Origin of the sequence: Streptomyces sp. P9-2B-2 (assembly GCF_030406865.1) — a bacterium.
GTDB lineage: Bacteria > Actinomycetota > Actinomycetes > Streptomycetales > Streptomycetaceae > Streptomyces > Streptomyces platensis.
The window spans coordinates 8539318-8561144 of sequence record NZ_CP129126.1 but is presented as its reverse complement, the minus strand read 5'-3'; the positions used below and the strand labels follow the sequence as shown (position 1 = coordinate 8561144).

Sequence of the window (21827 nt, the reverse complement as noted above, 5' to 3'; positions counted from 1 at the left end):
CGGCGAGCACGTACGCACTGTCTCCGTCATGTGTCACCGAGTAGGCAAGAGGACCCAAAAACGCGTCAGGCCCCGCCCTGGCGGGCGAGGCTGACCGGCCGTCAAAGAACGGTGTACCCGTTCGGGGCGCTACTCCGGGTGCACCCCGCCGACCGCGTGGGGCACCGGGGTGCCGTCCAGAAGGGCGGTGACGAGGTCCACGGTCGTCCGATGCCAGTGAGACGCGTCACGCAGCATGGTGTGACCGCCGCGTGGCATGGCGACCGTATGGGCCCGGGCACCCGCCTGCCGGGCGCGGTCGGCCAGCAGCCAGGAACCCTCGGCGTCGGTGACCCGGTCATCCGCGTCGTGCAGCAGCACCACGGTCCGGTCCCGCAGATGGGCGACGGGTTCGCCGGGCGGGCACCACGGGGCGAGGGCGACGACGCCACGGACCGCCGGATGGCCGCCGGTGAGCAGGGCGGCCCGGCCGCCCATGGAGTGGCCGACGAGCACGACCGGGAGATCCGCGGCGTGTGCGGCCAGCTCGTCGAGGGCCTGCCGGGCGTCCCGGGCGGCGTCCGCGCGCGGTCCGTTCCAGCCCCGGCAGCGGTAGCGCACGGACGCCAGAAGCAGCTCCCGCCCGCGCGGGGCCCGGGACACCGCCGAGCGGAAGGGCCGCATCCGCAGCGCCGGGAGGTTGAGCCGCGGCGGCGGGCCGAGACCGTCCGCCCGCCCGCCGTGCAGCAGGAGCACCGCCGCCCGCGGGGTGTCCGGGCCGCGGTGGATCACCAGCGGCCGGTGCGGGACGCCCCGTGCGCCGCTGTCGGGGGCGGTGGGCCGGGCCGGTCCTGTCGTCATGCGCGTGGGTCCTCCGGGTGGGGGTGCCGACGGGGTGGCAGCGGGACGAAACCGCTGGTGCGGGCACGGTACGCGGCGTAGCCGGGGCGGTCGGACAGCTGGTTCTCCAGCAGCCGTTTACCACTGCCGTACGTCAGCAGCAAGGACATCACCAGCGGGGAGACCACGGCCAGCGCGGCGGTCTGCCCGTTGCCGCAGGCGAGCAGGAAGAGACCCCACCACACCAGGAAGTCGCCGAAGTAGTTGGGGTGCCGGGTCCAGCTCCACAATCCGCGGTCCATGATCCGGCCGCGGTTCGCCGGATCGGCCTTGAACCGGGCGAGCTGGAAGTCCCCGACGCTCTCGCAGACGAAGCCGGCCGCCCACAGCAGTGTGCCGGCGACGGCGCTCGCGCCCAGCGGCACCGGTACGTACTGCGCCACCTGCACCGGCAGGGAGATCAGCCACACCAGGGCGGCCTGGAGCAGATAGACCATGCGCAGGGCGTAGGCGTCGCGGCTGCCGGGGGCCCGGGCGAGCAGGCGGTCATAGCGGGGGTCCTCGCCGTGCCCGCGGCCGCGCCGGGCGATATGGGCGGACAGCCGCAGCCCCCACAGGACCGTGGCCCCGGTGACCAGGAGCCGCCGCCCGTCGTCGCCGTGGCCGGCGGACAGCCCGTAGCCGGCCAGGGCCACCGCGGCGAACGCCGCTCCCCAGGCGATGTCCACGAGCCGGTGCACGCCCTTGGCCCTGGCGACGGCGAAGGTGAGGAGCATGACGGCGCCCGCCGTCCCGGCAGCCACCGCGAGGTTGACGGCGAACGGCGCCCAGGGGAAGCCGGTCACCGCCGGACTCCTCCTACGGACCAGCCCTCCGGTGTCGGCGGCATCGCCGCCTCTCCTGCCGGGGTGGGGCGGACTGCGAGGATCTGGTCGACGCCCATCCGGCGCTCGGTGAACGCGAGTCCGCTGCCGGCCAGATACAGCCGCCACACCCGGGCGGTCGGTTCGCCCGCGAGCGCCACGAACTCCGCCCAGCGGGCCTCCAGGGTGCGGTACCAGGCGGCGATGGTCCATGCGTAGTGTTCCCGCAGCGCTTCGACGGACCGCACCTCCAGGCCGCCGGTTTCCAGCAGGCCGACGGTCTCGCCCCGCGGGCGCATATGCATGTCGGGGGCGATGTAGGACTCGATGAACGCGCCGCCACCGGGCGCGGCGGTGCCCCGTGACATCTGCTGGATCAGCGCCCGCCCCTGGGGCCGCAGCAGCGCGTGCAGCCGGGCGGCGAACGCCGGGTACTGGGCGTCGCCCACATGCTCACCCATCTCGATGGCGCACACCGCGTCATAGCCGCCGCCCCTGATCTGCCGGTAGTGCCGCAGTTCGACCTCGACCAGGTCGCCCAGGCCCTGTTCCCCGATCCGGTCGGTGACGAAGGCGTGCTGCTCGCTGGAGAGCGTGACCGCGGTGACCCGGGCCCCGAACTCGTGGGCCGCGTACAGCGACAGGCTCCCCCAGCCGCAGCCGATGTCCAGGAGGCGGGCACCCGGGCGCAGGCCCAGCTTGCGGCAGATCAGTGCCAGCTTGTCCCGCTGGGCGTCGGCGAGCCCGTAGGACGGGTCGTCGGGGCGGGTCCAGTAGCCGCAGGAGTAGGCCATGGATTCGTCCAGCAGCAGCGCGTACCAGTCGTTGGAGAGGTCGTAGTGGTGGCTGATGGCGGCGCGGTCGCGGGCGCTGCTGTGCGGGGTGCCCCGCAGCCGGGCCCGGGGGACGCCGGGCGCGGGCGGGCGCGGTCCCACTGCGCCGAGTCGCAGTGCGGTGAGGGCCATGCCGGTCAGCCGGAGCGGGCCGGGCGGGGTGGTGGCCGGGCCGGCCGCGCGCAGCGAGCGCCAGGCTCTGCTCAGGCCGTCGGCCAGATCGCCGTCGACGTCGAGATCGCCCGCGATGTAGGCCTGTGCCAGTCCGAGTTCACCGGGCTGCCAGAGCAGGCGGCGCAGCGCCCGGCTTGAGCGCAGGATCACCACCGGTGCGTCCGGCGGGCCGGTCTCGCTGCCGTCCCAGGCCCGCAGCCGCACCGGCAGACTCCCCGCGAACCGGTCGGCGAGCAGTGCGGCGAGACGGTCCGCGACCCGCGTCACCGGGGGCCTCCGTCCGGTGCCGTCATGGCGGCCCGGGTGAGGAGCAGTTGGCGGACGTCCAGGTAGCCGGCGCGGAATCCGGCCTCGGAGTAGGCGAGATAGAACTCCCACATCCGGCGGAACACCGGGTCGAAGCCCAATGTGCCGACCTCGGCGGCCCGTTGGGTGAAGCGCTCACGCCACAGCCGCAGGGTTTCGGCGTAGTGGCCGCCGTAGCCGTCGTTCTCCCGCACCCGCAGGCCGGCGGCTGCCGCGTGCTGCGCGATGGCCTCGGCGGAGGGGATGAGGCCGCCGGGGAAGATGTATTTGTGGATCCAGGTGTAGGTCGTGCGGGTGGCGAGCATCCGTGCGTGCGGCATGGTGATCGCCTGGAGGGCGATCCGGCCGCCCGGACGCAGCAGGCGTTCCAGGGTGTCGAAGTAGACGGGCCAGTAGTCCTCGCCGACGGCCTCGATCATCTCCACGCTCACCACGGCGTCGTAACGGCCGGTCACCTGCCGGTAGTCACACAGCTCGACCGAGACCCGGTCCGCGTGGCCGGCCTGCGCGATACGTGCGAGGGCGAGGTCGCGCTGCTCCTGTGACAGGGTCACCGAGACGACGCGGGCGCCCCGGGCGGCGGCGCGCAGGGCCAGTTCGCCCCAGCCGGTGCCGATTTCCAGCAGCTGGGTGCCGTCGCCGACACCGGCCAGGTCCAGCAGCCGGTCGATCTTGCGGTGCTGGGCGTCGGCCAGGTCGCCCCACACAGCGGGACCCTGCCGGAAGACGGCCGAGGAGTACGTCATGGTCGGGTCCAGGAAGAGCGCGAACAGGTCGTTCGACAGGTCGTAGTGCCGGTGGATGTTCTGCCGGGCGCCCTCCAGGGTGTTGCGCTGTGCGCTCGGGCGGCGGCGCGCCCAGGCGCCGCGCAGCCGCTGAAGCGGCGGGGGTACCAGCGAGGTGAGGTGGGCGGCGAGGACGGTCAGCGCGCCGACCAGGTCGTCCGCCTCCCACTCCCCCGCCATATAGGACTCGCCGAAGCCGATCAGCCCGTCGGTACCGATCCGCCGGAAGAACGCCTCCGGGTCGTGCACCCGCACCAGCGGCCCCTCGGCACCCGTGACGGGGGCGTCGCCGAGGGCGATCCGCAACGGCAGGGCGGCCAGCGCCCGTTGGACGAGCAGCCGGGTCACGGCGGTGCGCGCCGCCGAGCCGCGCGGGCCGCGCATCACATCGGGCCAGGTGGCCGCGTCCACCCTCGGGTGGGCCGGCGTGGGAGCGGCGGCCGGGACGACGGCGGCGGATTCGGTGCGGTCCGAGACGGAAGTCTTCACTTCATGCCTTCCTGGATGCGGTGGTGGGGACGGGGCCGGATGGGCAGCCGGCGCAGGAACAGGGCGATGCCGTGCCGTCGGATGCCGAGGGAGACGGCGGCCGTGGACCAGGGATGGCGCAGCGCCGCGGCCAGCAGCCGTCCGGCGGTCGCGGGCTGTCGGGTGCCGCGTACGGTCGCGGTGAACGGCCGGGCGGCGCCGCGGCGCAGCTGTACGGTCAGGTCGAGCCGGCCGGCCGGTGCGGGCAGCCGCATCCGGTAGGCGCCGTCGACCGGGAAGAACGGCGAGACATAGAAGTCCTTGGCGACCTCGGCGCGGCCCTGTGCGTCGGTGTGCAGCAGGTAGCAGTGGCGCTCGCCGTAGGTGTTGTGCACCTCGGCGACGACGCAGACGGGCACGCTGTGCCGGTCGTGGCACCAGTACAGCGTCAGCGGGTTGAAGACATGGCCCAAGACGCGGGCGTGCGCGAGCATCAGCACCCGCCCGCCGTCCAGCCGTACGCCCCGGCTGGTCAGGAACCGTTCCAGTCCGGCCCGGATCGACGGTGCGGTGCCGCCGAAGTGGTCGCGGGCATCGAACCGGGCCAGCGGCCGCAGCACGGCGGGCAGCCGCGGCGGATGGTCGAGGTCGATCAGCCACAGGTAGGTGCGGTGGCGCAGGGAGTACCGCAGCGGCGCCGTGCGGGCGTGGGAGACCAGGCACGCGTAGAGGGCGGGGGTGTGGGTGGCGGGGCCGGCGGCCGGTGCGGTCGTGCCGGGGGTCACCAGCGCACGCCCAGGGCCGCGGCCGCGTGGACGCCGGAGCGGCAGCCGTCCTCGTGGAAGCCCCAGCCGTGGTAGGCCCCGGCGAAGGCGGTGACCGCCGTGTTCAGCTGCGGCAGCCGCTGCTGGGCGGCGACCGACTCCGGGGTGTAGAGGGGGTGTTCGTACACCATCCGCGCCAGGACCCGGTCGCTGTCGATGCGGTCGGTGGCGTTGAGGGTGACGATGAAGTCCTCTGGGGTGTCCAGCCGTTGCAGACGGTTCATGTGGTAGCTGACCCGCACCTCGTCCGCCGGGGTGGTGCAGGAGGCCATCAGGTAGTTCCACGAGGCGCGGGCGCCGCGGGCCCGGGGCAGCAGCGCGGTGTCGCTGTGCAGCACGGTGGGGTTGCGTGAGTAGCGGAACGCGCCCAGGATCTGCCGTTCGTCGGCGGTGGGGTCGGCGAGTATCCGCAGCGCCTGGTCCGGGTGGACGGCCACCACCACCGCGTCGAAGCTCCGCTCGGTGCCGTCCTCGGTGACGATCCGGGCGCGGTCGGGTGCGCGGTGCACGGCACGGACCGGAGTGCCGGTGTGGACGGCCGGGAGCTGTTTGCCGATCCGGCTGACGTACTCCACCGAGCCGCCGGTGACCGTCTTCCACCGGGGTGAGCCGCCGACCGACAGCAGACCGTGGTGCGCGAGGAAGCGGAAGAGGTAGACGGCCGGGTACTGCATGGCGGTGGTGGGGGCGCAGGACCACACCGCGGAGACCAGCGGCGTGACGAAGTGGGTGACGAAGTACCGGGAGAAGCCGCAGCGGGTGAGGAACCGGCCGAGGGTCAGGGTGTCACCGCGGTCGGTGGCGAGCGTGGTGCGCGCGGCGCGGTGGAAGGCCCGGATCTCGGTCAGCATCCGCAGATAGCGGCCGCGCAGGGCGCTGCTCGGCCGGGCGAAGAGTCCGGCCGGCCCGCGGGCACCGGCGTACTCCAGGCCGCAGCCCTCGCACCGTACGGACATGCTCATCTCGGAGTCCTGGGTGGCCACCCCGAGTTCGCGGAACAGCCGCAGCAGCAGCGGGTAGGTGCGCTCGTTGTGGACGATGAAGCCGGTGTCGATCCGTAGGACCCGGCCGTCCGCCGAGGACCTGTCGTGGGTGTGGGCGTGGCCGCCGAGCCGGTCCTCCGCCTCGTACAGCGACACCTCACAGCCGCCCTGTTGAAGTACGTAGGCGGCGGTGAGTCCCGCCACTCCGCCGCCCACCACAGCGATTTGTCGACGCTCCACGGTCATCTGCCTCCTCGCCTCGGCGCGGGCCGCGTTCGGGGTGCGGCGGCCCGCTCATCGAGGGATTCGGCGCCCGGGGCGGCGCGGATTGGTCGGGATGTGTTCCGGACCGCAATGCCCGGCGGGCGGCGGTGCGGTGGGCTCCGCGCGCCGGGGCGGAACGAGCCGGCCGCCGGCCCGTGGTGGGGCCGGCGGCCGGGGTCAGATCCGGTGGGGGCCGGAGGTCACAGCCGGAGGACGGCCAGCGGTGCGGTGGTGGGCCGGCTGGAGCCGCCCTGGGGTTCCGCCGTGACGCCGACGCCGTCCGCGCCCTGGGGGCCGCCGGTCAGCAGCATCGCGCCGGAGGTGCTGCCGGTCCGCACGAGTCCGGCGGGCTCCATCGCGCCGTTGCGGCTGTACCAGAGTTCGTACACCCGCTGACCGGACAGCGCCGGCAGGCCGTGGTAGAGGAAGGCGGTCTGGCCCCTCCGCTGGGAGGCGACGACCGTTCCGCTGCCGCCGCCCTTGAGCGCGGTGGTGTGGAAGGTGGCGTCCGGGGCGGTCATCAGGGCGCTGACCGCGGCGGCCTGCTGCTCGGCGCGGACGCTGCGGTCCCGCTGCTCGTCGGCCTCGGTCTGCGCTTGGACGGCCAGCCCGCCGGCGAGCGCGGCGACGACCAGACAGGCGGCGGCCGCGAGGTACGGCAGCCGGTGCCGCATACCGCGGCGCAGTGGGACCACGGTCGCGTGGCGCCCCCTCGGCGGCAGCTGCCTGACCTCGGGCAGGGCGGCCATCACCCGGGTGCGCAGTCCGGCCGGGGGCACCTCGGCCACGGCCAGCGCGAGCCGGGCCGCGGTTTCCTGGAGTTCGCGCACTTCCTGGTAGCAGGCCGGGCACTGCGCCAGATGGCGGGTGAACTCGGCGGACTCCTGCTCGGACAGCGCGCCCAGTGCGTAGGCGCCGGTCAGTGTGTGCAGATCGACGGTGCTCATGCCGACACCCCCAGGCAGTCGCGGAGCCGGATGAGTCCGTCCCGCAGTCGTGTCTTGACCGTGCCCAGCGCGGCGCCCAACAGATCGGCGGTCTCCCGGTAGGTGTAGCCGCGGTAATAGGCGAGCGTCACCGACTCCCGCTGCAGATCGGTGAGTTGCTGGAGGCAGCGGCGCACCTGCTCCCGCTCCAGCCGCCGCTCGACCTGCTCGCTGACCTCGTCGAAGGGCGCGGTGTAGGCACCCATGCCGGCCCGGTGGTCGCGGTCGGCCGCCGCCTGGACGGAGCGCACCCGGTCCACCGCGCGGCGGTGCGCCAGTGTCATGATCCAGGCCATGGCACTGCCCTGCCGTGCGTCGAAGCGGGCCGCGGACCGCCATACCTCGATCAGCACCTCCTGGGCGACCTCCTCGGACTGCGCCGGATCCCGTACCACCCGGCGCACCAGGCCCAGTACGGAGCCGGCCACCGCCGTGTAGAGCTGCTCGAACGCGTACTGGTCGCCGCGGGAGACGCGGGTGAGCAGGGATTCCAGGGCACCGGTATGCGGTGCGGGGGATCGGTCGCCGCGGGCTGCGACGGGCATGGACACCTCCGGACGTGACGTGGTCACGAGTGATTCGGCGCCGGGCGGCACCCGGATTGGTCGGGAGAGGATTCTTGCGGACGGCCGCCAAGTGGCCGCACCCGGGGCGGCGGCCACCACCCGCCCCCGGATTGCCGCGCGTCGGATGCCGCCTCCCGGCCCGGGACTGCGGAAGGATCGCCGCGGGGGCATCGGGCGGCGAGAGGACCGGGCGTGCAGGACGCGGATGCCGTCATCGTGGGCGCGGGAGCGGCCGGGCTGTCGCTCGCCCACCGGCTGTGCGCACCGGCGGCCGGTGGCCGGCCGCTGCGGGTGGTGCTGGTGGACGCACCACGGGGGCCGCTCACCCCGCCGGAGCGGACCTGGTGTTACTGGGAGGCGCCGGGCGGCGCGTTCGACCAGGCCCTGACCGCGTCGTGGGAACGGCTGCGGGTGCACGGGCCGGGCGGCGAGGCGACGGCGGGGCGGCCCGAGCCCTTCCGGTACAAGATGCTGCGGTCGCGTGACTTCGAGGCCCTGGTGGCCGCCCGGCTCGCCGGGCAAGAGGCCGTGGTCCGGGCCGAGGCGACGGTGGAGTCCGTACAGGACGTCACCGGCGGGGCCGAGGTACGGGGGCGCGACGCGGCCGGGCGGCCGGTGACCCTCCGGGCCCGGTGGGCCTTCGACTCCCGGCCGGCCGGGCGGCTCCCGCCGGCGCGGACCACTCTCCAGCAGCACTTCCGGGGCTGGTTCGTCCGCACCCGGCGTCCGGCGTTCGACCCCACCACCGCGGATCTGATGGACTTCCGTACCCCGCAGCCCGGCCACGGTCTGTCCTTCGGGTATGTGCTGCCGCTCAACGACTGTGCGGCACTGGTGGAGTACACGGAGTTCTCCCGCCGGGCCATGGCCACCGCCGACTACGAGCGGGCCCTGCGCCACTACACCGGGCAGGTGCTGCGGCTGGGCGCCTTCCGTGTCACGGGCGTCGAGCAGGGCGCGATCCCGATGACCGACGGCCGCTTTCCGCGCCGGGCGGGCCGGGCGGTGTTCCGTATCGGCACGGCGGGCGGCGCCACCCGTCCGTCGACCGGGTACACCTTCGCTTCCGTGCAGCGGCAGACGGCACTGATCGCGGCCGCGCTGCTGGCCGGCCGCCCTCCGGCGCCCCCTCCCCCGCACACCGCCTGGCACCGGGCCATGGACGCCGTGCTGCTGCGGGCGCTGGACAGCGGCCGGGTGGACGGCGCCGAGTTCTTCACCGGGCTGTTCCGCGATGTGCCGATGGAGCGGCTGCTGCGGTTTCTCGACGGCCGCTCGCGGCTGTGGGAGGACGTCAGCATCGGCCTGCGCACCCCGGTGCTGCCCATGCTCCGCACCGTCGCCGAACTCCCGCTGCTCCCCCGCCGCACCACCGTGCGGTGACCCCGCTGCCCGCCGAACGGCGCGTCGGCGCCCGCGCTTGCCCCCGTACCGGAGGAGAGACATCCATGGCCCTGCTGCACGACGGCGAACTGACCGCCGCCTTCGACCATGCGTCCCGCAGCTATGACCGGCTGGTCGCGGTGAATCCCGGCTACCACGGCCAACTGCGGCGTTCCGCACGGCGGTTGGGGCTGCCGGACGCAGGCCGTGGACTGCGGGTGCTGGATCTGGGGTGCGGCACCGGCGCCTCGACGGCGGCACTGCTCGCCGTCGCCCCGTATGCCGAGATCACCGCCGTCGACGCCTCGGCCGGGATGCTGGCGCGGGCCGCCGGCAAACCCTGGCCGCCCGGGGTCTCCTTCGTGCACGCACCGGTGGAACGCCTGGCCGACGCCGGGGTGGCCGGTGGCTTCGACGCCGTCTTCGCCGCGTACCTCTTCCGCAATGTCACGGACCCGGACGTGGTCCTCGGGGCGGTTCGGGAGGCGCTGGTGCCGGGCGGGCGGCTGGCCGTTCACGAGTACACGCTGACCGGCGGAGCGGTGCCCCGCGCCGTGTGGACGGCGGTGTGCACCGGCATCCTGCGGCCGGCCGGGCGGCTCGCGGGGGACGCCGGTCTGTATCGCCATCTGTGGCGCAGCGTCCTCGCGTTCGACACCGCAGCGGAGTTCACCGGGCGGCTGCGCCGGGCGGGCTTCGGTCAGGTGCGGGCGCTGCCGCTGCCCGGCTGGCAGACCGGCATCACGCACACCTTCGTCGCCGCCACGGCCGGGGCCCGCGAGGAGGGGGCGTGACACCTCGACAGGACGACGGCGGGGCCGCGCGGCGCGGACGGGACCGGCGGGCCCGGACGGTGCCGGGGCCGCCGGGGCGTGACCGGGCGGCGGACGGCGGCCCGGAGGTGGCGGTGATCGGCGGCGGGATCGCGGGCCTCGCCGCCGCGACCGCGCTGGCCGAGCGCGGGGTGCGGGTGACGCTGTACGAGCGTGCCGGGGTCCTCGGCGGACGGCTGGCGGGCTGGCCGGTGCGGCTCGCCGACGGCTCGGTGGCGACCATGAGCCGAGGCTTCCACGCGTTCTTTCCCCAGTACTACAACCTGCGGGGGCTGTTGCGCCGGGTCGACCCGGGGCTGGGGATGCTCAGACGGCTGCCGGACTATCCGCTGCACCACCGGTCGGGCCTGCGGGACAGCTTCGCCCGGGTGCCCCGGACACCGCCCTGGAGCGCCCTGGGCTTTGTGGCGCTCAGCCCCAGCTTCACCTGGCGGGACCTGGTACGGATACGCCCCGGTGCCGCGCTGCCGCTGCTGGACGTACGGGTGCCGCAGATCTATCAGCAGCTGGACCGGGTCAGCGCCGCGGACTTCCTCGCCCGTATCCGGTTTCCCGAGGCCGCGCGCCATCTGGCGTTCGAGGTGTTCTCCCGGAGCTTCTTCGCGGACCCGCGGGAACTGTCGGCCGCGGAGCTGGTGTTGATGTTCCACATCTACTTCCTCGGCTCCAGTGAGGGGCTGCTGTTCGATGTGCCCGGTGAGCCGTTTCCGCAGGCGCTGTGGCAGCCCCTCGGCCGGTATCTGGAAGGGCACGGCGTCCGGCTGTGTACGGGCACGGAGGTGACGCGGGTCGCGCCCGTAAAGGCGGGCGGTGGGGTGCTGGTCGCCGACGGGGAGGGCGCGGAACGCCGGTTCGACGCGGTGGTGCTGGCGCTGGACCCGGGCGGGCTGCGCCGGCTCGTCGCCACCTCACCCGAGGTGGCGGACGCCGCCTGGCGGGCGCGGATCGGGCGGCTGCGGACCGCGCCGCCGTTTCTGGTGTCGCGGCTGTGGCTGGAGCGGCGGGTGGCCGCCGACCGGCCCGGTTTCCTGGGCACCAGCGGCTTCGGCTCCCTGGACAATGTCAGCGTGCTGGAGCGCTGGGAAGGCGAGGCGGCCCGGTGGTCCGCCCGTACTGGCGGCTCGGTGCTCGAACTGCACGCCTACGCCGTCGCCCCGGGAGCCGACCGGGAACGTGCACAGCGCCGTCTGGTGGAGCAGTTGCACGCCGTCTACCCGGAGACCCGCGGCGTCCGGATCATCGACCGCCGTCATGAGTGGCGCGCGGACTGCCCGCTGTTCCCGGTGGGCGGCTTCCACGACCGGCCCACCGTGCACACCCCCGACCCCCGGGTGGTGGTCGCGGGCGACACGGTGCGGACCGGGTTCCCGGTGGCGCTGATGGAGCGGGCCGCGACGACCGGATTCCTCGCGGCGAACGCGCTGTTGGCACGCTGGGGCCTGCGCGGCCAGACCCTGTGGACCGTCCCGGACCGGGGGCGGTCGGCGGCGCTGCGGTGGGCGGCCCGGCGGGCAGGGCGGTGACCGGGGCGCGCTACGGGCCAGGCGGCGGGCCTGCGGGCGGGCGGCTCGACGGGGCCGGTTGGCGCCCCGCCGGCCTGGGTCAGCCCGGGTGGCGGCCGCTGGTGCGCAGCTGCCACCGGCGTTCCGCGTAGGCCAGATCGTCCCGCCACAGCCGGCCCGCGGCGGCCCGCATCAGCGGACGCAGGGCGGGTGCGGCCGCGCGGGCCAGGGCGAAGCCGGGGCGCCGGGAGGTGGCGACGATCGCCTCGATGACCGCGGTGCGCGGACGTCCCAGCTCGTCCGGGCCCAGGGGCGTGGCATGGGTCTCCACCACGGATCCCTGCCCTTCGCCCTCCAGGATGCGCATCACCACCGTACGGGGCCCGGGGGCGGTGAACAGCGCGGTGACCGGCACCACCGCGCGTCCGGCGACCTTGAAGGAGACCTGGACGGTGAGGCCGTCGGGCCGTTCCGCGCCGTGCTCAGCGGGGGTGTCGAGCACGGTGAGGTCGACGAAGGAGTAGGGGTGGAACCAGGCACCGTGCCAGGGGTCGAGGCGGTTGGCGACCACGTCCTCGGGTTCGCAGCGGCCGGTGCCGGTGTAGACGGCGGCGACGGCGCCCGCCGGGCGGGGCCGGTCGGGCAGCTCGGGCTGTGCCAGCGGGCGTTCGCCGCCCGCCTCGTCGAGCCGTACCCAGGCCAGCAGTCCGTCGTCATGGGCGGGGAACGGCTCCCAGCCGGCGAACGGGGCGCCGTCCAGGGCGAGTCCGTGCCACCGGCAGCGGAGGATGCCGCAGCGTACGGGCCCTTGCGCGAGGGGCGCGCCGAGGTGCGGGCAGGCCCCGGGGCCGGCGATCAGGCGGCCGCCGGCGTCCCGCCAGGCGACCACCTCGACCCCGGCGACGGTGCGGCCGAAGGCTCGGTGCGCGCCGATGTCGCGGGCCGCGCCGAGGACGAACCAGTTGCCGGACGGGCGGGCGAGGGCGGCCTTGACGGCGTCGGCGATGCTCGCGGGTTTGGCGTCGCGCCAGGTGGGGTGCTGCTGTTCCCACAGCTCGGGCCGGCGGCGCAGCCGGAGCGGGAGGCGCGGGGCCCGGCGGGCCTCCTGGGTCATGGGGTTTCCTCCTGCGCGTAGTGCGGCACCCGGCCGGGCCGCACCACGGGCGGCCGGGCGGTGACGCGGGTGGCGGCGAGTCGGGCCAGACCGCCGAGGGCGGTGGCCGCGCGGCGTCGGCGGGAGACCACGGCGCGGCGGTGCAGCACGGCGTATCCGTCGTCGCGCACGGCATCGAGGATGCCGCCGTAGAGGACGAACGCGGTGCGGATACAGGGGCGGGAGACCGGGTCGAGCAGGGCGAGGCCGGGCTGCGCCTCGCGGTAGACACCGCGGGTGAGTGCGGTGGCCGCCTGCAGGGCCGCGGTGATCCGCGGGTCCGGGCGGCCGGTGTCCCGGCTCCACCGGAGCAGTGCGCGGTCCACGCCGTGTGCCGCGAGCAGGTCGGTGGGGAGGTAGACGCGGCCGCGGTCGAGGTCCTCGCCGACATCGCGCAGGAAGTTGGTGAGCTGGAAGGCGATGCCGAGGGCCGCGGCGTGCGGCGCGGCCTCCTCCTGCGGTACGACGGTGCCGAGCACCGGCAGCATCTGGAGCCCCATCACCGCGGCGGAGCCGTGCATATAGCGCCGCAGATCGGCGTACGTCGGATAGTCCGTCACCGTCAGATCGCTGCGCATCGAGGCCATGAAGTCCGCGAAGTGGCGGTGGTCGATGCCGTACACCGCAGCGGTGTGCGCCACCGCGCGCACCACCGGTTCGCTGCTCCCGCCGCCCCGCAGACCGTCGTCGAGGCAGCGGTGGAGGGCGTCGAGCGCCTGGGCGCGGTCCGCGGGGGTGTGGCCGGTGGCGGGGTCGTCGACGATGTCGTCGGCCCAGCGGGCGAAGCCGTAGAGGGCGTGTACGGCCGGGCGGCGGGCCGCGGGCAGCAGCCGGGTGGCGAGGAAGTAGGTCTTGCCGTGCCGGGCGTTGAGCCGGCGGCAGTGCGCGTAGGCCTCACGGAGGCCGGGGTCGGTGACGCCTGCGGCGTCCAGTTCGCGTGCGGTCATGCCGGGATGCCTCTCGTGGCGGGGCGGGACGAACCGGCGGTGGGACGTGGGGGCCGCAGGCCGGTGATCCGGGCCGCGGCGAGCTTGCCGGAGATCAGGACGGTGGGGACGCCGACCCCCGGGGTGGTGCCGCAGCCCGCCAGTACCGCGTTGGCCGTGCCGCGTACGAGGTTGCGGGGGCGGAAGGGGCCGGTCTGCGCGAAGGTGTGGGCGGCGGAGAACGGCGTTCCGGCGGCGAGGCCCTGGGCCGTCCAGTCGGCCGGGGTGACCATGCGGTACTCCTCGATGGCGGAGTCGATGCCGGTGAGTCCCCGGCGTTCGAGGACGGCGAGCAGGCTGTCGCGGTACCGGGGGGCGAGGTCGCGCCACTCCCCGGCGCCGGGGCCGGTGTCGGTGTTGGGGCAGGGCGCCAGGATGTAGTGCACGTGCCGCCCCGGCGGGGCGAGTTGCGGGTCGGTGGCGGTGGGGCGGGTGAGCAGCAGCGAGGGGTCGCTCATCAGCCGGCCGGTGCGGGTGAGTTCGTCGAAGGTCCGCTCCCAGGCGGCGCCGAAGGAGAGCGTGTGGTGCGCCAGTCGCGGCCAGGTCCGGTCGGTGCCGGCGTGCAGGATCACCGCGGACGGTGCGTGGCGGAGCCGGACCGGGCGGCGGGGGCGGCGGCCGAGCAGCCGGTGGACGACCGGCAGATCGGGGGTGAGGACCACCGCGTCGCAGGGGATGCGCTCGTGTGCGGTGACCACCGCCGTGATCCGGTCGCCGGTGCGTTCCAGCCGGGTGACGGGGTGTCCGTAGCGGAACGCGGCACCGGCGTCGGCGGCCGCGTCCGCCATGGCCCGGGGCAGGGCGTACATCCCGCCGCGGGGGAAGTACACCCCGGCGACGGTGTCCATGTAGGCGATGACGGCGTAGGCGGCCAGGGCGCGCGCGGGCGGTACCCCGGCGTACAGCGCCTGGAAGGAGAAGACCCTGCGCAGCCGCTCGTCGGGCAGGAAGCGGCCGATGCGGTCGTCGAGCCGGCCGAAGCCGCCGAGTGCGGCGAGGCGGGCCAGGTCCGGGTGCAGCAGCTGGAGGGGTGAGTCGAAGTTGGTGTCGATGAAGCGGTGGCGCTGGACGTCGTACAGCTGCTGGAGCCAGCGGCGCAGCCGGCGATAGCCGTCGGCCGCCCGGGGCCCGGCGAACCGTGCGACCTCGGCCGTCATGGCCTCCGCGTCCGTGTGGACGTCCAGTTCGCTGCCGTCGGCGAACCGGGCGCGGTACGCGGGGTGCAGGGCCCGTAGCTCCATCCGGTCGGTGAGGCGCTCGCCGACCGCGGCGAACGCCTCGTCGATGAGGTCCGGCATGGTCAGCACGGTCGGCCCGGTGTCGAAGTGGTAGCCACGGCTTTCGATCCGGCCGGCCCGGCCGCCGGGCAGCGCCGCCCGCTCGACGACCGTCACCCGCCGTCCGGCGCCGAGCAGATGCAGCGCGGCGGCCAGTCCGGAGAGCCCGGCACCGACCACCACCACATGGTCGGTGGGGCCCTTGACGGTTCTCATACGGTGCCCCTTTCGGCCACCCGGGCGGGAACGGGTGCGGATGCGCCGCCGGTTCGTGCTGCCGGGCGCGGGTGGCCGGTGGCGGTGCGGAGCCCGGCGACCGATGCGAAGAGGCCGCGCAGCCGGGCGGCCGCGGCGGGTTCCGGGGCGGCCTCGTCCAGATGACGGATGCTGCGGGCCACCAGCCGGTGGATACGCCGTTCGACGAGGCCGGGGGCGCCGGTGGCGACGAGGACGGCGCGCACCCGCTCCAGGTCGGCGGCGTCCAGCCCGCTGTCACCGACACAGCGGTCGAGGAGCGCGAGGGCCGCCCGGTCGCGGCGCTGCACGGCGCGCGCCCGGCCGACCGCGAGCAGATAGGTGTGCTTGCCTTCCCGGATGTCGCCGCCGGACGGTTTGCCGGTCCGCTCCTGGTCCCCGAACACCCCCATCAGATCGTCCTGGAACTGGAAGGCCACCCCGGCACAGCGGCCGGCGGCACTCAGCGCGCGGGTGGTGGGCTCATCGGCCCCGGCCAGCGCCGCGCCGAGGGCCAGCGGCCGCTCCACCGAGTACCGCGCGCTCTTGAGGTACGCGGTGCGGACGGCCAGCGCGACGGAGCGGGAGCCGGTGATCTGGCCGTAGAGGTCGAGGTACTGGCCGGCCACCGTTTCCATCCGCATCGCCCGCCAGAGGTGCCGCACCCGCGGACCGGCCTCCGCGCCGAGTTCGGCACCGGCGACCGTGTCATCCGCCCAGACGAGGGCGAGATCGCCGGCGAGTACGGCGGCGGCGGTGCCGAACCGCCCGGCCGCTTCCGCGGTGTCCGGCGTCGCGTACTGGCCGGCGAACGCGGCGTGGACCGCGGGCCGGCCGCGGCGCAGCGGTGACCGGTCCATGGCGTCGTCGTGGATGAGCGCACACGTCTGAAGGAGTTCGACGGCGGCGGCCACCCGGAGTGCCGTCTCCACGTCACCGGCGCCCGGCCGGTCCTGGCAGGACCGCAGCCCCCACCACAGAAACTGGGAGCGGGTGCGCTTGCCGCCGTCCAGGGTGAAGCGGGCGACCCGGGCAGCGACATCCCGGGCGAAGGTGCGCTCGATCCCGGCCGCCCGCGCGACCTGCTCATCGAGGACGCCGACGAGCATCCGTCCCACGGCGGCCGGCACATCCGCGTCGACGGTGTCCGGCCCGAGACCGGCTGAGCCGGTGTCAGCACGGTGCGGTACGGCCGTCCCGGGGCGTGGACCGGGCGGCGGCGGGCCGGTCTCGCACGGCGTGCGGGACGCGGTGGCCCCGGTACGACGGCGCATCGTGGTTCCTCTCGGCGCGTCGGTCGGCGGAGGTCGGCGGCGGGCCGCGCACCGGTTCCGGGAGCGCGCCGCCGGGTGCGACGGGGTGGGGCAGGTGGCCGTGCGCGGCCCGGTCAGCGGGTCAGGCGGACCGGAAGACGAGGGCGGCGTTCTGGCCGCCGAAGCCGAAGGACGTGCTGGCGGCGGCGGACAGGGGCGTACGGCGAGGCGCCTTGGCCACGATGTCCAGGTCGATATCGAGGTCGGGGTCCTCGTGGTTGGCGGTGGGCGGGATGGTGTCCTGTTGGAGGCTCATGACCGTGACGGCCGCCTCGATGGCGCCCGCCGCTCCGATGGCGTGGCCGAGCGCGCCCTTGAGGGAGGTGACGGCGGGCGGCTCGGGGAAGACGGCGCGCAGCGCCCTGGCTTCGGCCAGGTCGTTCAGGCGGGTGCCGGTGCCGTGCGCATTGACGTGATCGATGTCCCGGGGCGCCAGACCGGCGTCGGCCAGGGCCGCGGTCAGGGCCGCCACGGCGCCCCGGCCCTCGGGGTCCGGAGCCGCGTAGTGGTAGGCGTCGCAGCTCGCCCCGTAGCCGACCAGCTGCGCCCGCGCTCGCGCACCGCGGGCGGCGGCGTGCTCCGGGTGTTCCAGCACCAGCACCGCGGCGCCTTCGGAGAGGACGAAACCGTCGCGTGCGGCGTCGAAGGGGCGGCAGGCGCCCGCGGGGTCGTCCGTACGCCGGGACAGCGCGCCCATCCGGTGGAAGCAGGCCGCGGGGATGGGGTGGCGGGCGGATTCCGCGCCGCCGGCCAGCACCAGGTCGCAGGTCCCGGCGCGCAGCAGGTCGCGGGCGATGCCGAGGGCGCTGCTGCCGGACGCGCAGGCGGTGGAGACGGCGAAGTTGGGCCCGGTGGCCGTCAGGTCGAGGGCGATCTCGGCGGCTGCCATGTTGGGCACGCTGCGGGTGATGGCGAGGGGCGAGATGTCCAGCGGGCGGCCGGCCGCGAGCTTGGCGAACTCGGTGACATAGCGCTCCATGCTCCCGGTGCCGGTGCCCATGACCACGCCGACCCGCGAGGCGTCCCACTCGGTGGGGTCGAGACCGGCGTCGGCGACGGCGTGCCGGGCGGCGAGCAGCGCCATGGCCACGAAGCGGTCCAGCCGCCAGGCGGCTTTCCGGCCGACCAGGCGCGCGGTGTCGAAGTCGGGCACCTGGCAGGAGATGTCCACCGGCAGCCCCGCCAGCCCCGGGTCCCGGGCGGCGGTGGACCGGCCGGTGAGCAGGGAGTCCCAGGTGGCCCGGGCGCCGGTCCCGGCCGGGCTGATGACGCCCAGACCGGTGACGGCGACGTCACGGCACTGACCGGGCATCAGCTGCCGCTGTTCGGCGCGGTGGTCAGGGCCTGGCCGGCCGTACCGCTGTCCATCAGCGCGGCGAGTTCGCCGAGGGTCGTCCGCAGCGGCACGTCGTCCAGCGAGATCCCGGTGCGCTCCTGAAGCATCAGGCCCATCTCGACCAGCGCGAGGGAGTCCAGGCCGAGGTCCTCGAAGGTGCGCTCGGGCATGACCTCGGCCGGGTCGAGGTCAAAGGTCTCGGTGAGGGTGCTGGTGATCAGCTCTGCACTGGTGGGCACGGGTGGCTCCTTCGGTTGGGGTGGTGGTGCCGGCCGCCGTGAGCGGGGCGCTGTCCGGAGGCGGGAGGTCGTTTCCGACAGGCACCGCGAGGCCGCGTGGAAGGAGCCCGGGGCACCGTGGTGAGTGCGGGTGCGGACGGGGTGTGCATCGTGGCTCCAGGCGGGCGGGGGCGGCCGGCACCGGGGGCCGGTGCGCAGGGGTCGGGCTCGCGCTCTACTGTCGCCGACCGTCTCCTCCGGCCCGGTTCATGAAGGCACCTCTGAACGAGTGACTTATCGCTCTATAGCGCCGGACGCTCCTCTTCCCTGGGCGCCGGCTGCGGTCCGTGCAGCCGGGCGCCGGCGGGCCGGGGCGCGCCGTCCTGGCGGTCCGGGTGGCCGAGCCAGCGGGCGGCGGCCGCGGCGGTGAGCAGGGTGACGGCTCCGGCGACGACGGCGGTCAGCGTCATGGCGTCCGTGAAGGCGCGTCGCGCGGCGGACAGCACACTGCTGCGCAGCGGGCCGGGCAGCCGCATCGCCTGTGCGGGGACCGACAGCATGCTGTGCCGGGCCGCGGCGGCCACCGGCGCGGGGGCGTGCAGATCGGTGAGGGAGGCGGTGAGCCGGGAGGTGAAGACGGCAGCGAGCAGGGAGCCCTGGACGGCCACCCCGAGGGCGGAACCGACCTGGCGGGTGGCGTCGTTGATGGCCGAGCCGAGTCCGGCTCGTTCGGTGGCGACCGAGCCCATCACCGATTCGGTGGCCGCGGCCGCCACCAGCCCGGCGCCGAAGCCCGCCACCAGCTGGAAGGCCGCGCAGTGCGGGTAGTCGGAGTCCGGGGTGGTGGTCGCCAGGATGGCGAAGCCGACCGTCACCAGGGCCAGTCCGCCCACGACGGGGACCCGGCCGCCCAGCCGGGCCCGTACCGGCACCGCGCACACCGCACCGAGTGCCAGCCCGGCGGGCAGCGGCAGCGTCCGCAGCCCGGCCTGCCAGGGGCTGAAGCCCAGTACGCCCTGGAGGTAGAGGGTCAGCACGAACAGCGCGCCGAACATCGCGAAGGACATCAGCGCCAGGGCCGCCGCGGCCACCCCGATGGCCGGCACCCGCAGCAGGGACAGCGGGAGCATGGGTGCGGGGGCGTGCAGCTGGCGGCGGACGAACGCGGCCAGCAGCAGCGCGGCGGCGGCGAATCCGGTCAGCGCGGCCGGGCTGGTCCAGCCGCGGTGCGGGCTCTCGGTGATGGACCACACCAGGACCAGCAGCCCCGCGGCGGACAGCGCGGCACCGGGCACATCGAAGCCGGCCCGCCGCCGCGTATGGGACTCGGGTACCAGGAGCAGGGCCAGCACGATGATGACGGCGGCGAGGGGCAGGTTGATCCAGAAGGCGGCGCGCCAGGAGAAGTGCTCCACCAGCCCGCCGCCGATGACCGGACCGCACAGGCCGCCCATACCGCCGACCGCGGCCCAGGCGGCGATCGCCCGGCTGCGCAACCGGGGCTCTGGGAAAAGGTGGTGAAGGACCGCCAGCGTCGCCGGCATCAGCAGCGCGGCCCCGGCTCCCATGGTGCAGCGCGCGGCGATCACCTGCCACGGCTGGGCGGCCAGCGCACCGCCCAGCGAGGCGCCTCCGCAGACCGCCACCCCGCAGACGAAGGAACGCCGCCGGCCCCAGGCGTCGGTGAAGGCGCCCACGGCCAGCACCGTGCCGCCCAGGACCAGGGCGAAGCCGTCGACGATCCACTGGACCTGCGCGGTGGAGGTTTCCAGGCCGCCCTGAAGGTCGGGCACCGCGACATTGAGGACCGTCAGATCCAGGCCCAGCATGAAGAGTCCGAGGCACACCACGGCGGCCGCTGCCGCCCGGCGTACGGGTGGGGCCGGGGTGCGGGCCGGCACGGCGGCCGTCATGCCGTCGCCACGGGGCGGGCGTACCGGGCCGGGTCGAGGGTCTCGGTGAGCCGGTCCACCAGGGCTTTGGTCTCCGTCTGGAGGTAGGTGTGCCCGCCGGGGAAGAGCTGGACCGGGGCCGGTGTGGTGACCAGGTCGTTCCAGGCCTGGAGGTCCGGGACGCTGGTGACGGGGTCGTGTTCCCCGCCGTAGAGGGCCAGCGGTACGTCGAGCGGCGGTTCGGGGCGGTGCCGGTAGTGCAGCAGCAGCAGACAGTCGGCCAGCAGCGGGGTGCAGGCCGCGGCCATCAGGCGGGCGTCGGCGAGCAGTTGGTCGGGGATCGGGCCGACGAGTTCGCGGATGCCTTCCAGTCCGGCGGTCAACCGGGGCGGCAGGCCGGCGCTGTAGGCGTCGATATGCGGCGCGGACAGTGAGGACACCGCCAGCAGCGACGGCAGCCGGCCGTGGGTGCGCCGCAGATGGCGGGTCGCCTCGTAGGCCAGCAGGGCGCCCGCGCTGTGTCCGAAGACCGCGAACGGCCGGGGGTCGGTCCAGTCGTCCAGCACCGCGGCGAGCCGGGCGCTCAGATACGCGGGGTCGGTCAGCGAGGGTTCCGCGGCGCGGGTGCCGCGGCCGGGCAGCGCCACGGAGCACGGCTCGATCCAGGGCGGCAGCAGCGGCGCCCAGCGCAGATAGCAGTCCGGGCCGGCCCCGGCGGGCGGCACGCAATACAGGCGCAGCGCCGCCTGCGGACGGGCGGCCAGCACGACACGCTCCGGCACCGCCGACGCCGCTACCGTCACCGACGTCGACTCTTCTGCGAAACCGACACCCACGACACACGCCCTTCGCCTCGCGCTCCACTGGTCCGGGCTCCGCCCGTGCACCGCCGGCCGCCCCACGGACCGGCCGCGCGGCCCGCCGCCCTGCGGGGTCCGGAGACCTCCGGCCGGACCCCGGACCGGTGCCCACGCCGACCCTGCCCTCCCCCGCCCCCGCACTCCACACACCACGCAAGGCGCCGTCCCCCTCTGACACCAACGGCGGCAGCCGGGCCCGGCCGCCGCGCGGGAGCCGGCCGGGTCCTCAGTCCTGCTCGTCGAGCTCGAAGGTGCCGTACTCGGGCTTCCCGGCCCGCTGGTAGACGCAGTACTGAACGCCCGCGCCGGTGGTGCGGGATTCCGTGAGCCGCCAGGCGGTGGGGGCGGCGCCGTCGGCGAACAGCCGCTTGCCGGTGCCGAGGATCACCGGGTTGATCAGCAGCCGGTACTCGTCGACGAGGTCGTGCTGCTGGAGGGTGCGGATGAGGTCGCTGCTGCCCTGGGTCATGAGCACACCGTCGAGTTCCTGCTTGAGCCGGGCGACCGCCTCGGCGGCGTCGCCCTCCAGCAGCTGGGAGTTGTTCCACTCCAGGCTGTTCCGGGTGCGTGAGGCGACGTACTTGGGCATGCTGTTGAGCTTCACCGCGATCGGGTTGTCCGGGTCGGTGACGCGCGGCCAGTAGGTGGCGAAGATGTCGTAGGTCTTCCGGCCGAGCAGGAGATGGTCGGCGGTGTGCTCGAAGACCCCGGTCATGAGGCCCATGAAGTCGTCGTCGACATACGGGACCTGCCAGCCGCCGTGTGTGAAGCCGGAGTCGACGTCCTCGTCCGGGCCGCCGGGGGCCTGCATGACGCCGTCCAGGGTGACGAACGCGGTGACGATCAGTGTGCTCATGGTGCTGCCCTTCGGGTGCGGAAATCTGCCGGTACAGGGGGTGGACTCCCAGGACGGCGAGAACTCATCGCTCGCCGGGCGACCGGCCGGTCCTGGGTACATACCACGGCATA

20 protein-coding genes are annotated in these 21827 nt (G+C 74.8%); 3 read left to right on the top strand and 17 right to left on the bottom strand.

The genetic code is table 11. From position 1 onward, the window contains the following. Positions 1-129: 129 nt before the first annotated feature. The 8 genes from QT196_RS37680 to sigK all read right to left on the bottom strand — a co-directional run bounded on the left by QT196_RS37680 (position 130) and on the right by sigK (position 7850). On the bottom strand, positions 130-840 hold the full coding sequence (locus QT196_RS37680) for an alpha/beta fold hydrolase (protein WP_168483148.1): 711 nt from the start codon (positions 838-840) through the stop codon (positions 130-132). Then, positions 837-1664, bottom strand: a complete 828-nt coding sequence (locus QT196_RS37675; protein ID WP_266736984.1) for a DUF1295 domain-containing protein — start codon at positions 1662-1664, stop codon at positions 837-839. The genes QT196_RS37680 and QT196_RS37675 overlap by 4 nt, the downstream gene beginning before the upstream one ends. Next, positions 1661-2956, bottom strand: a complete 1296-nt coding sequence (locus QT196_RS37670; protein ID WP_290356538.1) for a cyclopropane-fatty-acyl-phospholipid synthase family protein — start codon at positions 2954-2956, stop codon at positions 1661-1663. The genes QT196_RS37675 and QT196_RS37670 overlap by 4 nt, the downstream gene beginning before the upstream one ends. Continuing rightward, positions 2953-4269 carry a cyclopropane-fatty-acyl-phospholipid synthase family protein gene (locus tag QT196_RS37665; RefSeq protein WP_290356537.1) on the bottom strand — a complete coding sequence of 439 codons (1317 nt, stop codon included), beginning with the start codon at positions 4267-4269 and terminating at the stop codon, positions 2953-2955. The genes QT196_RS37670 and QT196_RS37665 overlap by 4 nt, the downstream gene beginning before the upstream one ends. After that, entirely contained in the window at positions 4266-5033 is a 768-nt protein-coding gene (locus QT196_RS37660; RefSeq protein ID WP_290356536.1) for a DUF1365 domain-containing protein, read from the bottom strand. Before QT196_RS37660 ends, QT196_RS37665 begins: the two co-directional genes overlap by 4 nt. Then, complete coding sequence (locus QT196_RS37655) at positions 5030-6301, bottom strand: FAD-dependent oxidoreductase (RefSeq protein WP_168483140.1); 1272 nt, start codon at positions 6299-6301, stop codon at positions 5030-5032. The genes QT196_RS37660 and QT196_RS37655 overlap by 4 nt, the downstream gene beginning before the upstream one ends. A gap of 218 nt (positions 6302-6519) precedes the next feature. Continuing rightward, positions 6520-7266 (bottom strand): anti-sigma factor, encoded by a 747-nt coding sequence (locus QT196_RS37650; RefSeq protein ID WP_168483139.1) that lies wholly within the window; start codon positions 7264-7266, stop codon positions 6520-6522. Further along, positions 7263-7850 carry an ECF RNA polymerase sigma factor SigK gene (sigK, locus tag QT196_RS37645; RefSeq protein ID WP_085926039.1) on the bottom strand — a complete coding sequence of 196 codons (588 nt, stop codon included), beginning with the start codon at positions 7848-7850 and terminating at the stop codon, positions 7263-7265. Before sigK ends, QT196_RS37650 begins: the two co-directional genes overlap by 4 nt. A gap of 213 nt (positions 7851-8063) precedes the next feature. Here sigK and QT196_RS37640 point away from each other — a divergent pair, with 213 nt between their 5' ends. The 3 genes from QT196_RS37640 (at position 8064) to QT196_RS37630 (ending at position 11610) form a co-directional block, all read left to right on the top strand. Beyond that, a complete protein-coding gene (locus QT196_RS37640; protein ID WP_290356535.1) occupies positions 8064-9254 on the top strand; it encodes a lycopene cyclase family protein in 1191 nt (396 codons plus the stop codon). 65 nt (positions 9255-9319) lie between these two features. Continuing rightward, the gene (locus tag QT196_RS37635; RefSeq protein ID WP_290356534.1) at positions 9320-10048 is read left to right on the top strand and encodes a class I SAM-dependent methyltransferase; all 729 of its coding nucleotides are present in this window, start codon (positions 9320-9322) and stop codon (positions 10046-10048) included. Further along, positions 10045-11610 (top strand): NAD(P)/FAD-dependent oxidoreductase, encoded by a 1566-nt coding sequence (locus QT196_RS37630; RefSeq protein ID WP_168483137.1) that lies wholly within the window; start codon positions 10045-10047, stop codon positions 11608-11610. The genes QT196_RS37635 and QT196_RS37630 overlap by 4 nt, the downstream gene beginning before the upstream one ends. Positions 11611-11689: 79 nt before the next feature. On the opposite strand, the gene QT196_RS37625 is transcribed toward QT196_RS37630, so the two are convergent. The 9 genes from QT196_RS37625 to QT196_RS37585 all read right to left on the bottom strand — a co-directional run bounded on the left by QT196_RS37625 (position 11690) and on the right by QT196_RS37585 (position 21714). After that, complete coding sequence (locus tag QT196_RS37625) at positions 11690-12703, bottom strand: DUF5914 domain-containing protein (RefSeq protein ID WP_290356533.1); 1014 nt, start codon at positions 12701-12703, stop codon at positions 11690-11692. Next, positions 12700-13689: a phytoene/squalene synthase family protein gene (locus QT196_RS37620; protein ID WP_266736965.1), complete on the bottom strand. Its 990-nt coding sequence runs from the start codon at positions 13687-13689 to the stop codon at positions 12700-12702. Before QT196_RS37620 ends, QT196_RS37625 begins: the two co-directional genes overlap by 4 nt. After that, the gene (gene crtI / locus QT196_RS37615; RefSeq protein WP_290356532.1) at positions 13686-15221 is read right to left on the bottom strand and encodes a phytoene desaturase family protein; all 1536 of its coding nucleotides are present in this window, start codon (positions 15219-15221) and stop codon (positions 13686-13688) included. Before crtI ends, QT196_RS37620 begins: the two co-directional genes overlap by 4 nt. Then, positions 15218-16513, bottom strand: a complete 1296-nt coding sequence (locus QT196_RS37610; RefSeq protein WP_266736961.1) for a polyprenyl synthetase family protein — start codon at positions 16511-16513, stop codon at positions 15218-15220. The genes crtI and QT196_RS37610 overlap by 4 nt, the downstream gene beginning before the upstream one ends. Positions 16514-16634: 121 nt before the next feature. Beyond that, positions 16635-17864 (bottom strand): beta-ketoacyl-[acyl-carrier-protein] synthase family protein, encoded by a 1230-nt coding sequence (locus QT196_RS37605; RefSeq protein WP_266736959.1) that lies wholly within the window; start codon positions 17862-17864, stop codon positions 16635-16637. Beyond that, the gene (locus QT196_RS37600) at positions 17864-18127 is read right to left on the bottom strand and encodes an acyl carrier protein (RefSeq protein WP_266736957.1); all 264 of its coding nucleotides are present in this window, start codon (positions 18125-18127) and stop codon (positions 17864-17866) included. The genes QT196_RS37605 and QT196_RS37600 overlap by 1 nt, the downstream gene beginning before the upstream one ends. Before the next feature lie 281 nt (positions 18128-18408). Next, positions 18409-20019 carry an MFS transporter gene (locus QT196_RS37595; RefSeq protein WP_290356531.1) on the bottom strand — a complete coding sequence of 537 codons (1611 nt, stop codon included), beginning with the start codon at positions 20017-20019 and terminating at the stop codon, positions 18409-18411. After that, positions 20016-20801, bottom strand: coding sequence for an alpha/beta fold hydrolase (locus QT196_RS37590; protein WP_085926049.1), 786 nt, complete (start codon positions 20799-20801; stop codon positions 20016-20018). Before QT196_RS37590 ends, QT196_RS37595 begins: the two co-directional genes overlap by 4 nt. A gap of 283 nt (positions 20802-21084) precedes the next feature. Beyond that, positions 21085-21714, bottom strand: coding sequence for a dihydrofolate reductase family protein (locus QT196_RS37585; protein WP_168483133.1), 630 nt, complete (start codon positions 21712-21714; stop codon positions 21085-21087). Positions 21715-21827 lie beyond the last annotated feature (113 nt).